This window comes from Segniliparus rotundus DSM 44985, from assembly GCF_000092825.1.
Lineage (GTDB): Bacteria > Actinomycetota > Actinomycetes > Mycobacteriales > Mycobacteriaceae > Segniliparus > Segniliparus rotundus.
The window spans coordinates 1248095-1265086 of the sequence record NC_014168.1 but is presented as its reverse complement, the minus strand read 5'-3'; the positions used below and the strand labels follow the sequence as shown (position 1 = coordinate 1265086).

17 protein-coding genes are annotated in these 16992 nt (G+C 65.6%); 5 read left to right on the top strand and 12 right to left on the bottom strand.

Annotated features, from left to right (window positions below; all coding sequences use genetic code 11):
* Window positions 1-75: 75 nt before the first annotated feature.
* Entirely contained in the window at window positions 76-1014 is a 939-nt protein-coding gene (locus SROT_RS06460; protein WP_013138216.1) for a hypothetical protein, read from the top strand.
* Window positions 1015-1108: 94 nt separating this feature from the next.
* Complete coding sequence (locus SROT_RS06455; protein ID WP_013138215.1) at window positions 1109-1432, top strand: DUF3349 domain-containing protein; 324 nt, start codon at window positions 1109-1111, stop codon at window positions 1430-1432.
* 79 nt (window positions 1433-1511) lie between these two features.
* Here SROT_RS06455 and SROT_RS06450 read toward each other — a convergent pair whose 3' ends face one another.
* The 10 genes from SROT_RS06450 to SROT_RS06405 all read right to left on the bottom strand — a co-directional run bounded on the left by SROT_RS06450 (window position 1512) and on the right by SROT_RS06405 (window position 10169).
* Window positions 1512-1811: a hypothetical protein gene (locus tag SROT_RS06450; protein ID WP_013138214.1), complete on the bottom strand. Its 300-nt coding sequence runs from the start codon at window positions 1809-1811 to the stop codon at window positions 1512-1514.
* A 148-nt stretch (window positions 1812-1959) separates the two neighbouring features.
* On the bottom strand, window positions 1960-2763 hold the full coding sequence (locus tag SROT_RS06445) for a hypothetical protein (RefSeq protein WP_013138213.1): 804 nt from the start codon (window positions 2761-2763) through the stop codon (window positions 1960-1962).
* Between the two features lie 9 nt (window positions 2764-2772).
* The gene (locus SROT_RS06440) at window positions 2773-3600 is read right to left on the bottom strand and encodes an SDR family oxidoreductase (RefSeq protein WP_013138212.1); all 828 of its coding nucleotides are present in this window, start codon (window positions 3598-3600) and stop codon (window positions 2773-2775) included.
* A 38-nt stretch (window positions 3601-3638) separates the two neighbouring features.
* Entirely contained in the window at window positions 3639-4661 is a 1023-nt protein-coding gene (locus tag SROT_RS06435) for an alpha/beta fold hydrolase (protein WP_013138211.1), read from the bottom strand.
* Window positions 4662-4699: 38 nt separating this feature from the next.
* On the bottom strand, window positions 4700-5704 hold the full coding sequence (gene nrdF / locus SROT_RS06430; RefSeq protein WP_013138210.1) for a class 1b ribonucleoside-diphosphate reductase subunit beta: 1005 nt from the start codon (window positions 5702-5704) through the stop codon (window positions 4700-4702).
* On the bottom strand, window positions 5692-7773 hold the full coding sequence (gene nrdE, locus SROT_RS06425; RefSeq protein ID WP_245535390.1) for a class 1b ribonucleoside-diphosphate reductase subunit alpha: 2082 nt from the start codon (window positions 7771-7773) through the stop codon (window positions 5692-5694). The genes nrdF and nrdE overlap by 13 nt, the downstream gene beginning before the upstream one ends.
* 170 nt (window positions 7774-7943) lie before the next feature.
* Window positions 7944-8363 carry a class Ib ribonucleoside-diphosphate reductase assembly flavoprotein NrdI gene (nrdI, locus tag SROT_RS06420; RefSeq protein ID WP_148223367.1) on the bottom strand — a complete coding sequence of 140 codons (420 nt, stop codon included), beginning with the start codon at window positions 8361-8363 and terminating at the stop codon, window positions 7944-7946.
* Between the two features lie 26 nt (window positions 8364-8389).
* Complete coding sequence (nrdH, locus tag SROT_RS06415) at window positions 8390-8656, bottom strand: glutaredoxin-like protein NrdH (protein WP_013138207.1); 267 nt, start codon at window positions 8654-8656, stop codon at window positions 8390-8392.
* Window positions 8657-8945: 289 nt separating this feature from the next.
* Entirely contained in the window at window positions 8946-9479 is a 534-nt protein-coding gene (locus SROT_RS06410; RefSeq protein WP_041407008.1) for an NAD(P)H-dependent oxidoreductase, read from the bottom strand.
* 123 nt (window positions 9480-9602) lie between these two features.
* A complete protein-coding gene (locus tag SROT_RS06405) occupies window positions 9603-10169 on the bottom strand; it encodes a nucleosidase (protein WP_013138205.1) in 567 nt (188 codons plus the stop codon).
* Window positions 10170-10210: 41 nt separating this feature from the next.
* Here SROT_RS06405 and nadE point away from each other — a divergent pair, with 41 nt between their 5' ends.
* Entirely contained in the window at window positions 10211-11059 is an 849-nt protein-coding gene (gene nadE / locus SROT_RS06400; protein WP_013138204.1) for an ammonia-dependent NAD(+) synthetase, read from the top strand.
* A gap of 102 nt (window positions 11060-11161) precedes the next feature.
* On the opposite strand, the gene SROT_RS17355 is transcribed toward nadE, so the two are convergent.
* Window positions 11162-14086, bottom strand: a complete 2925-nt coding sequence (locus SROT_RS17355) for an N-acetylmuramoyl-L-alanine amidase (protein ID WP_013138203.1) — start codon at window positions 14084-14086, stop codon at window positions 11162-11164.
* A 271-nt stretch (window positions 14087-14357) separates the two neighbouring features.
* Window positions 14358-14693: a DMT family transporter gene (locus SROT_RS17035; RefSeq protein ID WP_013138202.1), complete on the bottom strand. Its 336-nt coding sequence runs from the start codon at window positions 14691-14693 to the stop codon at window positions 14358-14360.
* Between the two features lie 303 nt (window positions 14694-14996).
* On the opposite strand from SROT_RS17035, the gene SROT_RS06385 reads away from it, so the two are divergent.
* The gene (locus SROT_RS06385) at window positions 14997-15257 is read left to right on the top strand and encodes an MBL fold metallo-hydrolase (protein WP_041407007.1); all 261 of its coding nucleotides are present in this window, start codon (window positions 14997-14999) and stop codon (window positions 15255-15257) included.
* Complete coding sequence (treZ, locus tag SROT_RS06380) at window positions 15254-16981, top strand: malto-oligosyltrehalose trehalohydrolase (protein WP_013138201.1); 1728 nt, start codon at window positions 15254-15256, stop codon at window positions 16979-16981. Before SROT_RS06385 ends, treZ begins: the two co-directional genes overlap by 4 nt.
* Window positions 16982-16992: the final 11 nt, after the last annotated feature.

The window sequence follows — 16992 nt, the reverse complement described above, 5'->3', positions numbered from 1 at the left end:
TTGCCGATGCGCAAGTAGTCTGGAGAGGTCCACGACGCGGCTAACAACGCCACGCAGCTTCGAAGGGGAAAAACCATGAGCATGTTCGGGTCGTACCGCCAACCGCCTTTCCAGCCGCCAGACGGGCTGTTCCCCCGGCTCGGGACCGAAGACGTCTCCTACATCGAAGGCCTGGTGGCCGACTCGTTCGCCCAGCACAGCCTGCATGCCTCGTTGCATGGCGAAGAGATTTCGGTGACCGGCGGGCAGACCTACCCGACCAGAGAGGTCATGGACGCCTGCGCCGACGCAGGCGACCCCGACTTGTGGCCCGACGCGGTGGACCGGTGGGTGTCGAACATCGTCGCTGTGCGCAACATGCCGACCACGATCGAATTCGACCGGGACGACATGCTCTCGAAAGTGCACACCCGGATCATCACGGACGCCTTCGCCGATGACCTCGACGAGGAGCACAGTTACCGCAAGCCCCTGGTCGGACAGTTGATCGGCGTTCTCGGCGTGGAGCTGCCGCAAGTCACCGCGGTGCTCACCGACGAGGAGATCGCCGGACACGACCTTGAGAGCCTCTGGGCGCAGGGGCAGCGGAAGTCCAATTTCTTGAAGGTCCAGCCCCAGCGCGTGCCGAACAGCATGTACGACTTGAAATTCGTGATCGGCGACACTGTCTTCGTCTCCGGCAAAGTCCTCGATTTCCCAGCGCTCCTGGACAGCCTGATCGGCGAGGCGCGGCACGGAGTGCTGTTCTCCGTCCCGGCCGCGAACATTCTGATCTGGCATGTTCTTCGCGAGTCCGCGGCGGCGCTGCGCGGCATGGACGAATTGGGGCAGTCGACGTGGCTGACCTTCAAAGACACCCCCGCGCCGCTCTCCACCGAAGTCTATTTCTGGCACGACGGGCAGTACAGCAGGGTCACGTACCTGGACGAGCACGGCGCCCGCCAACGAGATCCGCACACGCCGTTCTGGGGCGTGCTCGACGACCTGGACGGCAGAGCTGGAACGTTGCAATGAATCAAGGCAAACGGCGGCTGGCCAGCTGACTAATTTCTGGTGCTTTTCCCTCGCCGCGGATGCGCGTGGGCGTCCTGAAGGCAATAATGGCGGGGTGGCTCAAGAATTTTCTCTCGCTTCCGTTCTCCGCTGGCTCACTGCGGGCTACCCGGAGGGCGTGCCCGCCCAGGACCGCATCCCCTTGGTGGCGCTTCTGCGCCGCAAACTCTCCGAAAACCAGGTCCAGGAAGTCATCAACGCGCTCACCGCGCCGGACTCCGGGGTGCTCGACGACGGCGTCATCGACAAAAATGAGATCTCGACGTCGATCCACCATGTGAAGGGCGACGAGGCGACCCAAGAAGACATCGAGCGTGTCGCCGCGAGGCTCGCCGCCTCGGGCTGGCCGCTCGAAGAGGAATTGAGCAAAACGTCCTGAGCGAGAGCTTCGCTCGTCTGTCGAAAAACCTCCCCAAGCGTGTGTTTGGGGAGGTTTTTCGACAGACGAGGAGGCGCTTCTAGCGCCCGATCACGTCGGCGACCGAGTCGCCGACCCTGGCTTGGCAGCCCGCGACGGCCAGATCCACCTGGGACACGGAACTCGCAGTCGAGAAGCCGGGGCCGCGCAGCGAAAGAATGCCGCGCACCACGCCAGCCTGGTGCTCCGGACGCATCGCCAGGAAATCCGCGCACGCCGTGCTTGCCTCTCCTTGTTCAGCGACGGCGAGCGCCGGGCCGAAGGCCAGAGCCGCGACTGCGGCAAGCGGGGCGGCAAGAGCCAACCGAGAACCGGTGCGGAGGACTGTCGTGTGCTTCATATTTTCGATGTTATGCCGGAAAACCCCTTTGACAAGGTCTGGAAGCAGTGAAGACCGGCCCTAATAACAGGAATATGTGATGTGCTGCATATTTTTCTCGCACTTTTCCGTGGCGTGGGTCATATTTTCGCTTTGGGCCACTGCAGCGTCACAGACCTGCATTTTCGCGGCGCCGCGGCGCGTCATGGCGGAACACCGACTGGACCCACGGCTCGGCGCAATACCTCTGCCGCGCAGTCTCCGGATCCAGCCCTGCCGCCCGCAACGCTCCGTCACGGCGGCCACGAGCGCCCTCCGGATAGCCGTCGCCGCTCAGGACGCACGTCACGCCGACGACTTCGCCGGAGACGTCGTCGATCTTTCTGCGCACGTCCAAGCGGAGCACCTCGACGAGTTCCACGCCAACGAAGCGGTAGAAATCGAAGACCATCGCCCCCGTGCCGGAGGCGCCGTACTGCGCGAAGAAAGCGCCGTCCGTGGTCCGGTTGAACAACCCGAGGCCAAAAATCTGCCCCGCGTCGGCGTACGTCTGCGCTCCCCCGCTCGCGTGCCACACCTCGTACACCCTGCCCCCGCCGCCGCCCCCGCTGGTCGGGATGAGCACCTCGTCCCTGCCGTCGCCGTCGAGGTCTTTGAACTCGGGAAGGCCAGCACGGTCGGGATCTGGGTCCTGTTGCACGAACACCTGGCGCTGCGCGCCGCTCGCGTCGAAAACTTTGATGGTGTACGGCCGGGGCCCGATCGCCTCAAGCATGAGCTTCGCGCTGTCCGAGGACTTGATCGCGCAGTCCAGCTTCGGGTCGTCCGCGATCGCTTTCCCGCAATCGGGCAACCCTGCCAATCGGATCAGCTGCGAGGAGGCAGCAGGCCCCGGACTGTTGGGCTGTTCCCCGCAGCCTGCTGCGAGCAGCGCGAGAACCGCTGCGCCGCCAAGCGCTCGGAGGATCGGCATGCACGCAGTCTAGCCCGCAACGGAGCCTCTGCTCTTGGCAAGACTGCGGCGCGCGCGTCCCCAACCGCGCGCGATGAAAACATCGACGACTCTGGGCATATGCTTCTTGAACAGGTACGTCCGCCTGGCTTCGGAAGGGACGACCAGCAAGAACGTGCCTCGGCGCACAGCTTGGAACACCGAGTCGGCGACCTGCTCGGCCGTGATCTTCGAGCCTCGCATGAACTTCCCGGTCACCTCGGTGAAAAAGGGGTCAGTGCTGCGCATCCGGTCCGTGAGATTCGTGGCGAAGAACGCCGGGCACACCACGGTCGTCTTGACCCCATAGGGCTTGAGCTCGTGGCGCAGCGTCTCCGACAGGGAGACCACCCCTGCCTTCGTCACGTTGTACGAAGCCATCCCCGGCAAGTGCATCAGACCGGCGAGCGAGGCGACATTGACGATGTGGCCAGATCGCTGACGTTTGAAAAGCTCCGTCGCGACACGGGCGCCGAAGACGACGCCCTTGAGGTTGATCGTGATGATCCAGTCCCAGTCCTCGGGCGTGATCTGCTCGAACTCGCCAGCCGAAGCCACACCGGCGTTGTTCACCAGGATGTCCAGGCCGCCCCATTCGCGCTCACACCAGGCGACAGCCGCCGACCACGCGTCCGGGTCGGCGACGTCGAGCTGGCGGAACACGGCCTCGCCGTGCTTTGCGGCCTGTGCGCGAGCCTTTTCACCAGCAGCTTCGTCCACATCTGTGAGCAGCACTTTGGCCCCAGCGCGCGCGTAGCGCACAGCGATCTGCAAACCCAAACCAGAAGCCGCGCCAGTCACAAGAACACGTTTGCCCATGAGGAGCACCGTAGCACCCAGCAGTGTGAGACGAAGCACTACTCTTGCGAGGGGGGACAGCGCCGCAGCGCGGCCTCGGCGGCGCCCCGAATGATCGCGTTCAGCGAGCCGGAAGCCTCCAAGCCGACCATGTGGCCACATCCGGGCAACACCACGAACCGCTCCAAACAGCCGCTCTGCGCCAAGGACTCGGCGATCTTCCGGCTATGGCCGAGCGGCAGCAGCCGATCCGCCTCGCCCACCACCACGGTCGTCGGCACAGCCAAACGCCCGATCCCCGGCCGGATGTCGAGCGGCACCAGCGCCCGCTGCCATTCGCCTCTGGCGCGAGGCGGGCAGCCGAGCGCCAGCCGGGCGGTGAAATCCACCTCCGCGTCTTGCGCGGCAGGAGACAGCGCGGCACTGCGGGCCACTGCCCTGGTGGCCCAGGAGCGGCGTATCAATCCTGCCACGCCCAACGGGACGGGAAGACCGCACACCGCAGCGACAAAGTTGTTGCAGCGACGCGGCGGACAGTACGCCGACGTGCCCACCAGCACCGCTGCGGCCGCACGCGCACGCACCCGGTCTGGGTATCGGCCCGCCCAGGCAAGAATGCTCATCCCGCCCATGCTGTGCCCGACCAGCACTGCCCGCTCCCCCGCCCTCAGCACATGGGCGAGCACCGCGTCCAGATCGTCTGCGAGCACGTCGGTTGAGAACCGGCCCTGACCGGCTTCGCTGCGGCCGTGGCCGCGCTGATCGAACACGGTCACCCGGAACGCTCCCGCGAGCGTGCGCACCTGCGGCAACCACACTTCGGCGGCGCAGGCCCAGCCGTGCGCCAACACCAAGGGCGCCCCGGCAGACGGCCCGTATGTCAGCACACGCAGCCGCGCCCCGTCTGAACTCGTCGCCCATGACTCGACAGGAAGAAGCTCCGGCGGCTCGAAGTCCTCCCGCGACGTGGCGCGTTTGGCGGGCCACAGCAACGCGGCGCCCGTCGTCGCAGCGGCGCCGGCCAATGCGGCCAGGAGGAATTTGCCGCTCACCACGCCTCGGCGCTCAGCTGTCCCGGCCATGGCCCGAGGCCCCACCGGCCCAAGAGCGCCAAGCCACCTTAGAAGTCCCAGTCCTCGTCCTCTGTGGCCACGGCCTTGCCGATCACGTACGAGGACCCCGAGCCGGAGAAGAAGTCGTGGTTCTCGTCCGCGTTCGGCGACAGCGCCGAAAGGATCGCGGGGTTGACCGCTGTCTCGTCCTTGGGGAAAAGCCCCTCGTAACCGAGGTTCATCAGCGCCTTGTTCGCGTTGTAGCGCAGGAACTTCTTCACGTCCTCGGTGAGCCCCACCGGGTCGTAGAGGTCCTGGGTGTACTCGACTTCGTTCTCATAGAGGTCGAAGAGCAGCGAGAAGGTGAAGTCCTTGAGCTCCTCGCGCCGCTCGGGCGTGGACATCTGCAAGCCGCGCTGGTACTTGTAACCGATGTAGTAACCATGCACCGCCTCGTCACGGATGATGAGCCGGATGAGGTCGGCGGTGTTGGTGAGCTTCGCCCTGGAGGACCAGTACATCGGCAGGTAGAAGCCCGAGTAGAAGAGGAACGACTCCAAAAGTGTCGAAGCGACCTTGCGTTTGAGGGGGTCGTCGCCCCGATAGCGCTCCAACACGATCGCCGCTTTTTTCTGCAGCGCCGGGTTTTCCTCCGACCAGCGGAACGCCTCGTCGATCTCCGGGGTGCCCGTGAGCGTCGAGAAGATCGAGCTGTAGCTCTTCGCGTGCACCGACTCCATGAACGCGATGTTGGTGTACACCGCCTCCTCGTGCGGGGTGAGGGCGTCCGGGATGAGGCTCACCGCGCCGACCGAGCCCTGGATGGTGTCCAAGAGCGTCAGCCCGGTGAACACCCGCATCGTCAGGCGCTGCTCGTCCTCGTTGAGGGTGTGCCAGGACTGGATGTCGTTGGACAGCGGCACTTTCTCGGGCAGCCAGAAGTTCCCGACCAGCCGGTCCCACACCTCCGCGTCCTTCTCGTCGGCGACGCGGTTCCAGTTGACCGCGCGGGCGAGTTTGACCTGCTTCGCCTCGCCCTGGGGCAGCGGGTTCTGTGTCTCTAGAGGGTGCATGACACACAGCCTTCCACTTCGGTGCCCTCAAGGGCCAGTTGGCGCAATCGGATGTAGTACAGCGTCTTGATCCCCTTGCGCCAGGCGTAGATCTGCGCTTTGTTGATATCCCTGGTCGTCGCGGTGTCCTTGAAGAACAACGTGAGCGAAAGGCCCTGGTCGACGTGCTGGGTCGCGGCGGCGTAGGTGTCGATGATCTTCTCGTACCCGATCTCGTACGCGTCCTGGTAGTAGTCCAAGTTGTCGTTCGCGAGGTACGGGGCCGGGTAGTAGACCCGCCCGATCTTGCCTTCCTTGCGAATCTCGATCTTGGCCGCGACCGGGTGGATCGAGGAGGTCGAGTGGTTGATGTACGAAATCGAACCGGTCGGCGGCACCGCCTGCAGGTTCTGGTTGTAAATCCCGTGCGCCACCACGGAGTCCTTCAGACGCTCCCAGTCCGCTTTCGTCGGGATCTGCACCTTGGCCCGCTTGAAGAGCTCGCGGACCCGCTCGGTCTTCGGCTCCCACGTCTGATTCAGGTACTTGTCGAAGAACTCTCCCGAAGCGTACTTCGAGCGCTCGAAGCCCGCGAAGGCGCGCCCGCGCTCGACGGCGATCTTGTTCGAGGCCCACAAGGCGTGGTAGAGCACCGTGTAGAAGTAGATATTCGTGAAATCCACGCCTTCCTCGGAGCCGTAGTGGATCCGCTCGCGGGCGAGGTAGCCGTGCAGATTCATCTGGCCGAGGCCGATCGCGTGCGATTCGTCGTTGCCATGGGCGATCGAGGGCACCGAATCGATGCGGGTCTGGTCCGAGACCGAGGTGAGCGCGCGGATCGACGTCTCCACCGTCTTCCCGAAATCTGGGGAGTCCATTGTCTTCGCGATGTTCAGCGAGCCGAGGTTGCAGGAAATGTCCTTGCCGACGTGGCTGTAGGAGAGGTCCGCGTTGAACGTGGAGGCCGTGGACACCTGGAGGATCTCGGAGCAGAGGTTCGAGTGTGTGATCCTGCCGTCGATCGGGTTCGCCCGGTTCACAGTGTCCTCGTACATGATGTACGGGTAGCCGGACTCGAACTGCAGCTCGGCGATGGTCTGGAAGAACTCGCGAGCGTTGATCTTCTTCTTGCGGATCCGCTCGTCGTCGACCATCTCGAAGTACTTCTCCGTCACGCTGACCTCGGCGAACGGCACGCCATACACACGCTCCACGTCGTACGGGGAGAAAAGGTACATGTCGTCGTTGCGTTTGGCGAGCTCGAACGTGATGTCCGGAATGACCACGCCGAGGGAGAGGGTCTTGATCCGGATCTTCTCGTCCGCGTTTTCCCGCTTGGTGTCGAGGAACCGCATGATGTCGGGGTGGTGGGCGTGCAGATAGACCGCGCCAGCGCCTTGACGCGCCCCGAGCTGGTTCGCGTAGGAGAAGGAGTCCTCCAAGAGCTTCATCACCGGGATCACCCCGGAGGACTGATTCTCGATCTGTTTGATCGGCGCGCCGGCCTCACGGATGTTCGTCAGGAGCAAGGCCACCCCGCCGCCGCGCTTGGAGAGCTGGAGCGCGGAGTTGATCGAGCGGCCGATGGACTCCATGTTGTCCTCGATGCGCAGGAGGAAACAGGAGACGGGTTCGCCGCGCTGTTTCTTGCCGCAGTTCAGGAATGTGGGCGTCGCCGGTTGGAAGCGGCCCTCGATGATCTCTTCCACAAGCTGGCAGGCCAGCTCCTCGTCGCCGTCCGCCAGCGCGAGCGCGACCATGACCACGCGGTCCTCGAAGCGCTCGAGGTAGCGCTTGCCGTCGAAGGTCTTGAGCGTGTAGGAGGTGTAGTACTTGAACGCGCCGAGGAAGGTCGGGAACCGGAACTTTTTCGCGTACGCCTGGTCGAAGAGCCCTTTGACGAACGGGCGGGAATAGCGCTCCAGCACCTCGGGCTCGTAGTACTCGTTCTCGACGAGGTAGTCGAGCTTCTCGTCCAGATTGTGGAAAAAGACCGTGTTCTGGTTGACGTGCTGCAGGAAGTACTGGTTCGCCGCCTCGCGGTCCTTCTCGAACTGGATCTCGCCGTTCGGCCCGTAGAGGTTCAGCATCGCGTTGAGCGCGTGGTAGTCCAAATGCTCGGCGTGCTGCTTGTGGGCGGGCGCGCCGGGTTTGGCCTCGGTCGCCGAAGCGGCGGCTCCAGCCGGGTTGTTCAGGGTCGAAGTCACCTGTGCTCCATTCTTTTAGGCTTGTGGGCGGTCGCGAGTGTCAAGACTGGGCTTCAGACCGGGATGGCGAACTCCGCCGCACAGATCTGGCGCACCGCATGCACGTCCTCGTCTGTGCCCATGAGCTCGAACCGGTAGAGGAACGGCACCTGGCATTTGTTGGAGACCACGTTCCCCGCGTAGCCGTACTCGGCCCCGAAGTTGGTGTTCCCGGCAGCGATCACGCCGCGCAAAAGCGCCCGGTTCTCCGGATCGTTCAGGAACCTGATGACTTGTTTGGGGACATAGCCCCCGCCCTTGCCCGGGACGGGGTGCCCGCCGCCGTATGTGGGCGTGAGGAGCAGATACGGCTCGCTCGCCTTCAGGGCGGGACCGCCGGGGCCGACCGGGACCCTGTCGGCGTCCACGCCGAGCTTTTGCACGAAGCGGTGCGTGTTCTCGGAAACCGAGGAGAAGTAGACGAGACGCATCACGGCTCCTTGCGGATCCCCGCCGCCCCTCAGGCGACTGCCGCGCCAGCGGTCAAGGCGGCGATCCGATCCGGCCGGAAGCCCGACCAGTGCTCCCCGCCGGCGACGACCACGGGCGCCTGCAAGTAGCCGAGGGCCATCACGTAGTCGCGGGCGTCGTCGTCCGCCGAGATGTCGACCACCTCGTGGGCGATGCCCGCGCGGTTGAAGGCGCGGTGCGTCGCGTCGCACTGCACGCAAGCGGGCTTGGTGTAGAGGGTGATCGTCTGGGTGCCGACGGTGTTCACGGGGCTCATTGGGCGCGCTCCTGGCGAGGAATCGAGGGTGGTTCTTTTGACTGCTTCAACACTACACCTTGTGGCCGACAAGGCAAGCAGACACAAGGGGTTGTGAATAACAATTTTGAAATTCCCTGGTCGTAAGCTTGCGGAGAGCCAGCGTGTCGTCTTCCCCGGCGTGTCGTGCCGGGCTAAAAAATTGCAACCTGGCCCGAAGGCCCCGCGGGGTGTTCCGAAGACCCGCCGATCAGACCGGGGCGGCCACATCTCGCCAGGCCGCCGAGCCAGCAGCGCCTCGCGACAGCAACTAGGCCGCGGCAGCCGTCAGCGCCGCCACAACAGCCTTGACAGCGTCGACGACCTTCGGGTCCTTGGACGGCTCGCCGTCCTCAAGCCCCCCGATAGCAACGAAGGCTGTCTGTTCGACGACGTTGCCGCCCGCGACGGCGCTCGCCGAACTCGCGAAACGGATGGACTGCGCGCCCCCTTCGGGGTTGAACGCCGCGCCGATGACCGCGACCGGCTTGTTCGTGATCGGCCCGTCGCCATACGGGCGCGAGGCCCAGTCGATCGCGTTCTTCAGGACCGCGGACGGGGCTCCGTTGTACGCAGGGGTCACCAGCAGCAAAGCGTCGGCCTGGGACACCGCGTCCTTGAACCGCACGACCTCGTCCGGCAACGGCGGGTTGTCCTCGAGATCCTGATTGAAGTGCGGCAGCAGCTCCAGCCCGGAGTAGACCTCCACCGCCGCCCCGTCTGGGGCGTTGTCCGCCGCGACCTGGGCGAGCTTGCGGTTCACCGAACCGCCCCGAACACTTCCAACGAGCACCAACAGCTTCATCACGCGTTCCCTTTCCTGCACATCGACGTGCACCTGGCAGCATACCGAAGACTCCCGACGCCGCTCTGCCCGCGAGAGGACGCCGGCCAGGCCCGCCTGGCGAAATCTCGCGCGGGGACAAGGTCAGCCAAGAACATCGGCGCGGATATTCTCGCGCAGCCAGCCGCCGAGCTGGGCCGCCGACTCGGCGACCCGCTCAGGCCAGCTCAAAGCCCGCTCGTCGGCCTCGTCACTGATATGTTTGACAATCCGCAGCGGAGCTGCGAATTCCGCGCAGACATGCGCAACGGCAAAGCCTTCCATGTCCACCAAATGCGCCCCGACGGCAAGCCGGTCGCGCAGCGCAGGATCGGTCACGAACACATCCCCGGTCGCGAGAACCGAGCCGTCCCCCTCGGGCACCTCGTAGCGCGCCCGCAGCGAAAAGCCCATCGCCTCGATCAATGCCGTGTTCATCTCGTGGTTGCACACCGAAGACGGGAACCACAGACCGGTGAGGCCGGGCCGCAGCGCGCCTGCCGTGCCCACGTTCACCACAAGGGGCATTTCGTCGCCGGGCCAACGGGCCAGCGCTTTGGTGAGCGCGGTGGCCGAGGCGACCTTGCCGACCCCGCAAATCAAAACGGGCAAATCAGCGGGGACAGCGGCCGCTTCCGCCTCGGTCGCCGAGACCACAAGCACTTGTTTCATGCCAACAGGATGACACGGAGCCCGGCGGCTACAGTGGTCCCATGACGACACTGCGTGAGACGATCATCGCCGAGCTGGCTGTTTCCCCGACCGTGGACGCGCAAGAGGAAATCGACCGGCGAGTCGCTTTCCTCGCCGATTATCTCGTCGCCAGCGGGGCGAAGGGGTTCGTGCTCGGGATCAGCGGCGGGCAGGACAGCGCGCTGGCGGGCAAGCTCTCCCAACTCGCCGCGGAAACGTTGCGCGCGGGCGGGCGAGAAGCCCAATTCTTGGCCGTGCGGCTGCCGTACGGCGCCCAAAGCGACGAGGCGGACGCTCAGATCTCGCTGCAGTTCATCCGGCCAGACCGGATCGTCGCCGCGAACGTCAAACCCGGAGCGGACGCGACAGCGGCCAGCGCCGCCGAAGCTCTGGAGCAGCACGAGCTGCGCGACTTCGTCCGAGGCAATATCAAAGCCCGAGAGCGGATGGTGCTGCACTACGCGTTGGCAGGACAGCTCGGCCACCTTGTCGTTGGCACCGACCACGCGGCAGAGGCGGTGACCGGTTTCTTCACCAAATACGGCGACGGCGGCGTCGACGTCACTCCGCTCACCGGCCTCACCAAGCGCCAAGGGGCGCAGCTGCTGCACCATCTCGGCGCTCCCGCGTCGATCACGAAAAAAGTGCCGACCGCAGATCTTGAGGACGAACGGCCGGGATTGGCGGACGAGGAAGCGCTGGGCCTCACCTACGCCCAGTTGGACGATTACCTCGAAGGCAAACCGGTCGACGAGCAGACGTGCGCGAAAATCGAGGAGATCTTCCTCGCCACCCGGCACAAACGCGCGCTGCCCGTGACGCCGTTCGACTCCTGGTGGCGCTCGTCAGGCCCGGCCCGCCAGGCCTGACGCACCTCGTCAGGCCCAACAGGCACAGCAGAGAAAAGCTGGCCGAAACCCTCGGGTTTCGGCCAGCTTTTCTCTGCTGTGTTGTCGGAGGTCGTTCAGCGCCTAGTTCGCGGCTGGGGCCGGGTCGGCTGGCGCAGGAGCCGCTGGCGCGTCCGGCGCTGCGGGGATCACCGGCGCAGGAGCCTCAGGCAGCACCGGAGCCACAGGAGCCGGGGCAACAGGAGCCTGCGCGGCCGGAGCCTCAGGAGCCGGGGGAACAGGCGGAACCTGGGGGTCGGAAGGGTCCTGCTTCTTCACCTGGTTTTTCTGGTAGGGGAGCTGGCCCGCGGCGCGCTCCTTCTCCAACTCGACCACCGCCGCGGCCTGCGCCGACGGCAACACGTTCGACAAACCAGGAATGACCGAGTTCATCATCGGCAACACCGTCTGAATCTGCGAGCCGATGCTCCCAACGCCCTGACCGATGTCCTGCGACTCCGAAGTGATCAAACCACCAGCCTGCTGCGCGATCAACGTCCCGAGCCCGGCGATGTCGCCCTTCTCCACCGACGACTTGATCTGCGGCACCAACGTCGCGATCGACATCAAATTCGCGCCGCCACCAGGAGCAACCTGGCCCAGACCGCCCATCCCGCCAGGAAGGCCGGGAGTCCAATCCGGACTCGCGCCAGCAGGCGGCGTCAACGGCACGCCCGGCAAACTCGGATCCACATAACCCGCGTTCGGGTCCATCCCAACACCCCCGCCAGCACCCGGATACCCCGGATACGACGGCACCGCGGTCTGCGCGACCGGAGCCGCAGGCGTCTGACCACCAGCAGACGGATCCGGATACACCGGCGCAGGCGGAGCAGGATCCCGCTTCACCCCACCAAGGAAGTCCACGTCATACCCACCACGCACACCAGCCTCCGACCCCGCAGGGGCGGCCTGCGCAGGAGCCTCCTGAACAGGAGGAGCTGTCTGCGCAGGAGCGGGCGGCTGCGCCAACGCGGGAGCCTGGCTGGCGACCGTCTGCGCCTGGGCGGCCACCTGCTGCTCAAGCTGCTTGGCAGCCTGGGCCTGAGCCTCCGGCAACATGTTGTTCAGCCCCGGCACGATCGCGTTCATCATCGGCAACGCGTTCTGCATCTGCGAGCCGACAGCGAACACGCTCTGCCCGATGTCGTTGGAATTCGAAGCCATCAGGCCGGTCGCTTGCTGCGCGATCAAGTTCGCGAGCGCGGACACGTCGCCCTTCTGCACCGACTGCTGGATCTGGGGGACCATCGAAGCGACAGCCACCGCGCTCGCAACCGGGCTGCTGGACTGAGCTGGCTGGGCTGGGGCGGAGTTCCCGACAGGGATCTGCGGCTGCCAGTTCGGGCTCGCGCCAGCAGGCGGCGTCAACGGCACGCCCGGCAGGCTCGGGTCGACATAACCCGCGTTCGGGTCGCTTTGCGCGAGTCCGGGGACCGAGGGCTGCTGTGCGGCCGGAGCGGTTTGGGCGACCGGGCTGGCCGGGTCGACCGGCGGGTTCGGAGCGGGCTCCTGCTCTGCCCCGCCGACGAAGTCCACGTCGTACCCGTCACGCACGCCGGCCTGGTTTTTCTGGTAGGGGAGCTGGCCCGCGGCGCGCTCCTTCTCCAACTCGACCACCGCCGCGGCCTGCGCCGACGGCAACACGTTCGACAAACCAGGAATGACCGAGTTCATCATCGGCAACACCGTCTGAATCTGCGAGCCGATGCTCCCAACGCCCTGACCGATGTCCTGCGACTCCGAAGTGATCAAACCACCAGCCTGCTGCGCGATCAACGTCCCGAGCCCGGCGATGTCGCCCTTCTCCACCGACGACTTGATCTGCGGCACCAACGTCGCGATCGACATCAAATTCGCGCCGCCACCAGGAGCAACCTGGCCCAGACCGCCCATCCCGCCAGGAAGGCCGGGAGTCCAATCCGGACTCGCGCCAGCAGGCGGCGTCAACGGCACGCCCGGCAAACTCGGATCCACATAACCCGCGTTCGGGTCCATCCCAACACCCCCGCCAGCACCCGGATACCCCGGATACGACGGCACCGCGGTCTGCGCGACCGGAGCCGCAGGCGTCTGACCACCAGCAGACGGATCCGGATACACCGGCGCAGGCGGAGCAGGATCCCGCTTCACCCCACCAAGGAAGTCCACGTCATACCCACCACGCACACCAGCCTCCGACCCCGCAGGGCGCGACGCGCTCTGGTTGCGGGCGGACTGGGCCGGGTCGGCTCCAGAGAGGTAACGGCTGATGCCGTCCGCAAGGGCGGCGGCGTAGCGCTGCTGGCCTTGCGAGCTGGTCAGCTGCGCCGCCTCCTGAGGGTTCGAGCCGTTGCCCATCTCGATCAAGAAGTCAGGAACCCGCGCGAGGTTGACTCCGGCGATGTCAGAGCGCACATCGACCCCGTTCTTGCCGAGATAGTTGCTCACCGGGAAGCCTGCGGCGACCATCGAGTCGCGCATCAAGTACGCCGCCTTGCGGCCTTCCCAGGACTGCGCCTTGTTCGCGGCGGCGTCCGGCAGCGGGAGCGTCGGAACGATGATGTGGAAACCATGCTTCGTGGCGTCGGAGCCCGTTGAAGTGGAGTCGGCGTGGATATTGACGCCGATCGACGCCCCGGAGTTGTTCTCCGCCTCGGCGCGCTCGTTCACGCAACCGCCCCAACCCGTGTCGTCTTGGCGCGAGAGCACCACCCGGGCGCCTGCCTGCTCCAGCTGTTGTTTGACCAGCTGGGCGACTTGCCAGGTGATGGTGTGCTCGGGCACGCCGGTCACGGTGGTCATACCGCTGGTCTGGCACGCTTTCATGCCGCCTCGGCCATCAGGGACCTGACGGTTCAACTGGGCGGGGTTGTTCGCGGCTTGGTGGCCGGGATCGAGGAACACGGTCTTCCCGGCCAACGTGCCCTGGTGCGCCGGCGTCCCCGGGGTGGCGAACGCAGCCCCAGGGGAGCTGAGCGCTAACAGGGCGGCAGCGACAGCGCCACCGACTTTTTTCGATGTCTTCATACGCTGGCGGACGCGGGCCGAAACTCGCGCCACTCTCCTTCCATCAATTGGTCACAGCAGTAACAAGAATGAACTTGTGCAACAGAAGCTCACTCCTGTGCCACTAGTGAAGCAGAGGAAGCCGCCGACGCGATGAGGCCGACATGGAGTCTGGCAACCGTTAAGCGCCCGTGACATGAGCGAGGCCGAACCGTTGGTGATCTTCCCGTGATGTTCGGGGAAAAACATGCCCTGAAAAGCTGTTTGCGTGATTCAGCGGAAAGCGGGCGGATCAATGGGCCCCGGAGCTGCCGAGGTTCACGAGCACCACGCCGACGACGGTGACCCCAAGGCCGACGACAGTCAGAGCGGAAAGGTGCTGCCGGTACCAGAGCCAGGCGACCATGGTGATGAGCACAGTGCCCGCCGCGGACCAGATCGCGTACGCCACCCCGACCGGAATCTGTTTGAGCGTCAAACTCAAGAAAAAGAACGCAGCGGTGTAGCCAACGACCACAAGCACGAGGGGCAACGGGTACCGCAACCCGTCCACCTGCTTGAGCGACGCGGTGGCGACCACCTCGCAGAGGATCGCCACCGCAAGACACACCCAGTTCGCGTTGACCACTCGGCCGATCCTAGCCCAGTGGTCGAACGCTTCGAGGCGAGCGGAGCACGGCAGCCCCGACCTTGCGCTCTTTCTCGCTCCGCCCGACCGCCGCCGTCTTTTGCCGGATTGTCCGCGTCCTGCTTTTCTGCGCGCAAGGCACGCTGGAGCGACGGTTCGAACGAGGGCGCCGCCCTTGGCCGAGCGCGCGGCGCGGATGTCCATACTGGGCTTGTGCAAGTTCATCATCTCCATTGCGGGACATTGCGTCCGCCGCTGGCGAAATAGGTCGCCGGGCACGCCAGGTGCCACATCGGCGTCGTGGTGGACCGAGGAAGCCCAGCCAGCCCCCGGCGGCTTCTCCACGTCGGAGACGCGTACACCGCCCGGACGCAGCTCGCTCCGAATCCATCCTGCCCTCCGATCATCCGGGCCGCCCAGAACATCGAGGCGGCCGACCGGAAACTCTTGCACCACAATATTTCCCGGCTGGCGGAGCTTTCGAAACATCCTGATGTCGAGATCGTTTCCGCGCACGACCTCATGGACCTCAAACGCGTCCGACACGACACAATGGTCGGGTGAGCGAACAGTTCCGAGTGTGGGCCCCTGCCGCACAACACGTCCACATCCGAATCGGCGAAACCGACCACCCGATGCGCGAAGCTGGCGGGGGTTGGTGGGAGGCCGAGGCCGACTGCCCGCCGGACGCCCGATACGGCTACCTTCTCGACGACGACCCCACGCCGCTGCCCGACCCCCGGTCCCCACGCCAACCAGACGGGGTGCACGGGCTCTCGCAGCGGTTCGCCGTGAACCCCGAGTTGTGGACCGACCAGTCGTGGACGGGCAGACAGCTCTGCGGCGGCGTGCTCTACGAGCTGCACATCGGGACGTTCACCGCGGAAGGGACGTTCGCGGCGGCAGCGGCGCATCTGGACCACCTGGTCGCCCTCGGCGCCACATTCGTCGAAGTGATGCCGGTGAACGCGTACAACGGCGCATGGGGCTGGGGCTACGACGGCGTGGACTGGTTCGCCGTGCACGAGCCCTACGGCGGGCCGGAGGAGTTCGCGAAATTCGTCGACGCCTGTCACAACAAAGGGCTCGCCGTCTGCCTCGATGTCGTCTACAACCACTTGGGGCCGTCTGGGAACTACTTGAACCGCTTCGGCCCGTATCTGAACCCGGACGCCACGATTTGGGGCCCGAGGGTGAATTTGGACGGAGCCGATTCGGACGAGGTACGCCGGTACGTGATCGACAACGCGCTGCGCTGGTTCGAAGAGTTCCACGTCGACGCGTTGCGGCTCGACGCGGTCCACGCCCTCTCGGACAGCACAGCCATACCGATCCTCGCCGAACTCGCCGCCGAGACCGAAGCGCTGTCCGCCAAACTCGCCAGACCGCTGTCCCTGATCGCGGAAAGCGACCTCAACGACCCGAGGACGACCACCCCGCAAGCGGCTGGCGGCGACGGCGCCACCGCGCAATGGGCCGACGACGTGCACCACGCGATCCACACAGCCGTGTCCGGAGAACGGCAGGGCTACTACAGCGACTTCGGCTCCTTGGCGTGCCTCGCCACAACGCTGGAGAGCGCGTTCTTCCACGCGGGCTCCTATTCGTCGTTCCGCAAACGCCGGCACGGCAAAGCCATCGACCGGCGCGCCGCCCCGGCGTGGCGCTTTGTCGTCTACACCTGCAACCACGACCAGATCGGCAATCGCGCGACCGGCGACCGGCCCTCCGCGTATCTCACCCCTGGACAGCTCGCGGCGAAGGCAGCGCTTGTGCTGCTCTCCCCTTTCACACCGATGCTGTTCATGGGCGAGGAATGGGGCGCTTCGACGCCGTTCCAGTTTTTCAGCTCGCACCCCGAACCAGAGATCGCACAAGCGACCAGCGAAGGACGCCGCCGCGAATTCGCCGAACACGGCTGGCCTGCTTCCGAGGTGCCAGACCCGCAGGACCCAGCGACTTTCCAACGCTCCAAACTGGACTGGTCCGAACTCGCCGAGGAGCCGCACCAGCGGCTGCTGCGCTGCTATGAGGACTTGATCGCCCTGCGCGCGGCCCATCGGGAGTTCGCCGACCCGCGGCTGACGGATGTTCGGACCGAATACGACGAGCAAGCGCGGTGGTTCTTGCTGCGACGGGGGCGTTTCACCGTGGCCGTGAACCTCAGCGAGAACGACGTCGCCGTTCCTGCCGCAGGAACAGTCGTGCTGGCCTGGGAGAAGCCGTCCACCGACGGGGCCAGCGCGACGCTTCCCCCGCACAGCTTCGCCGTGTTCCGGACGCACTGACCGGGCCAGGA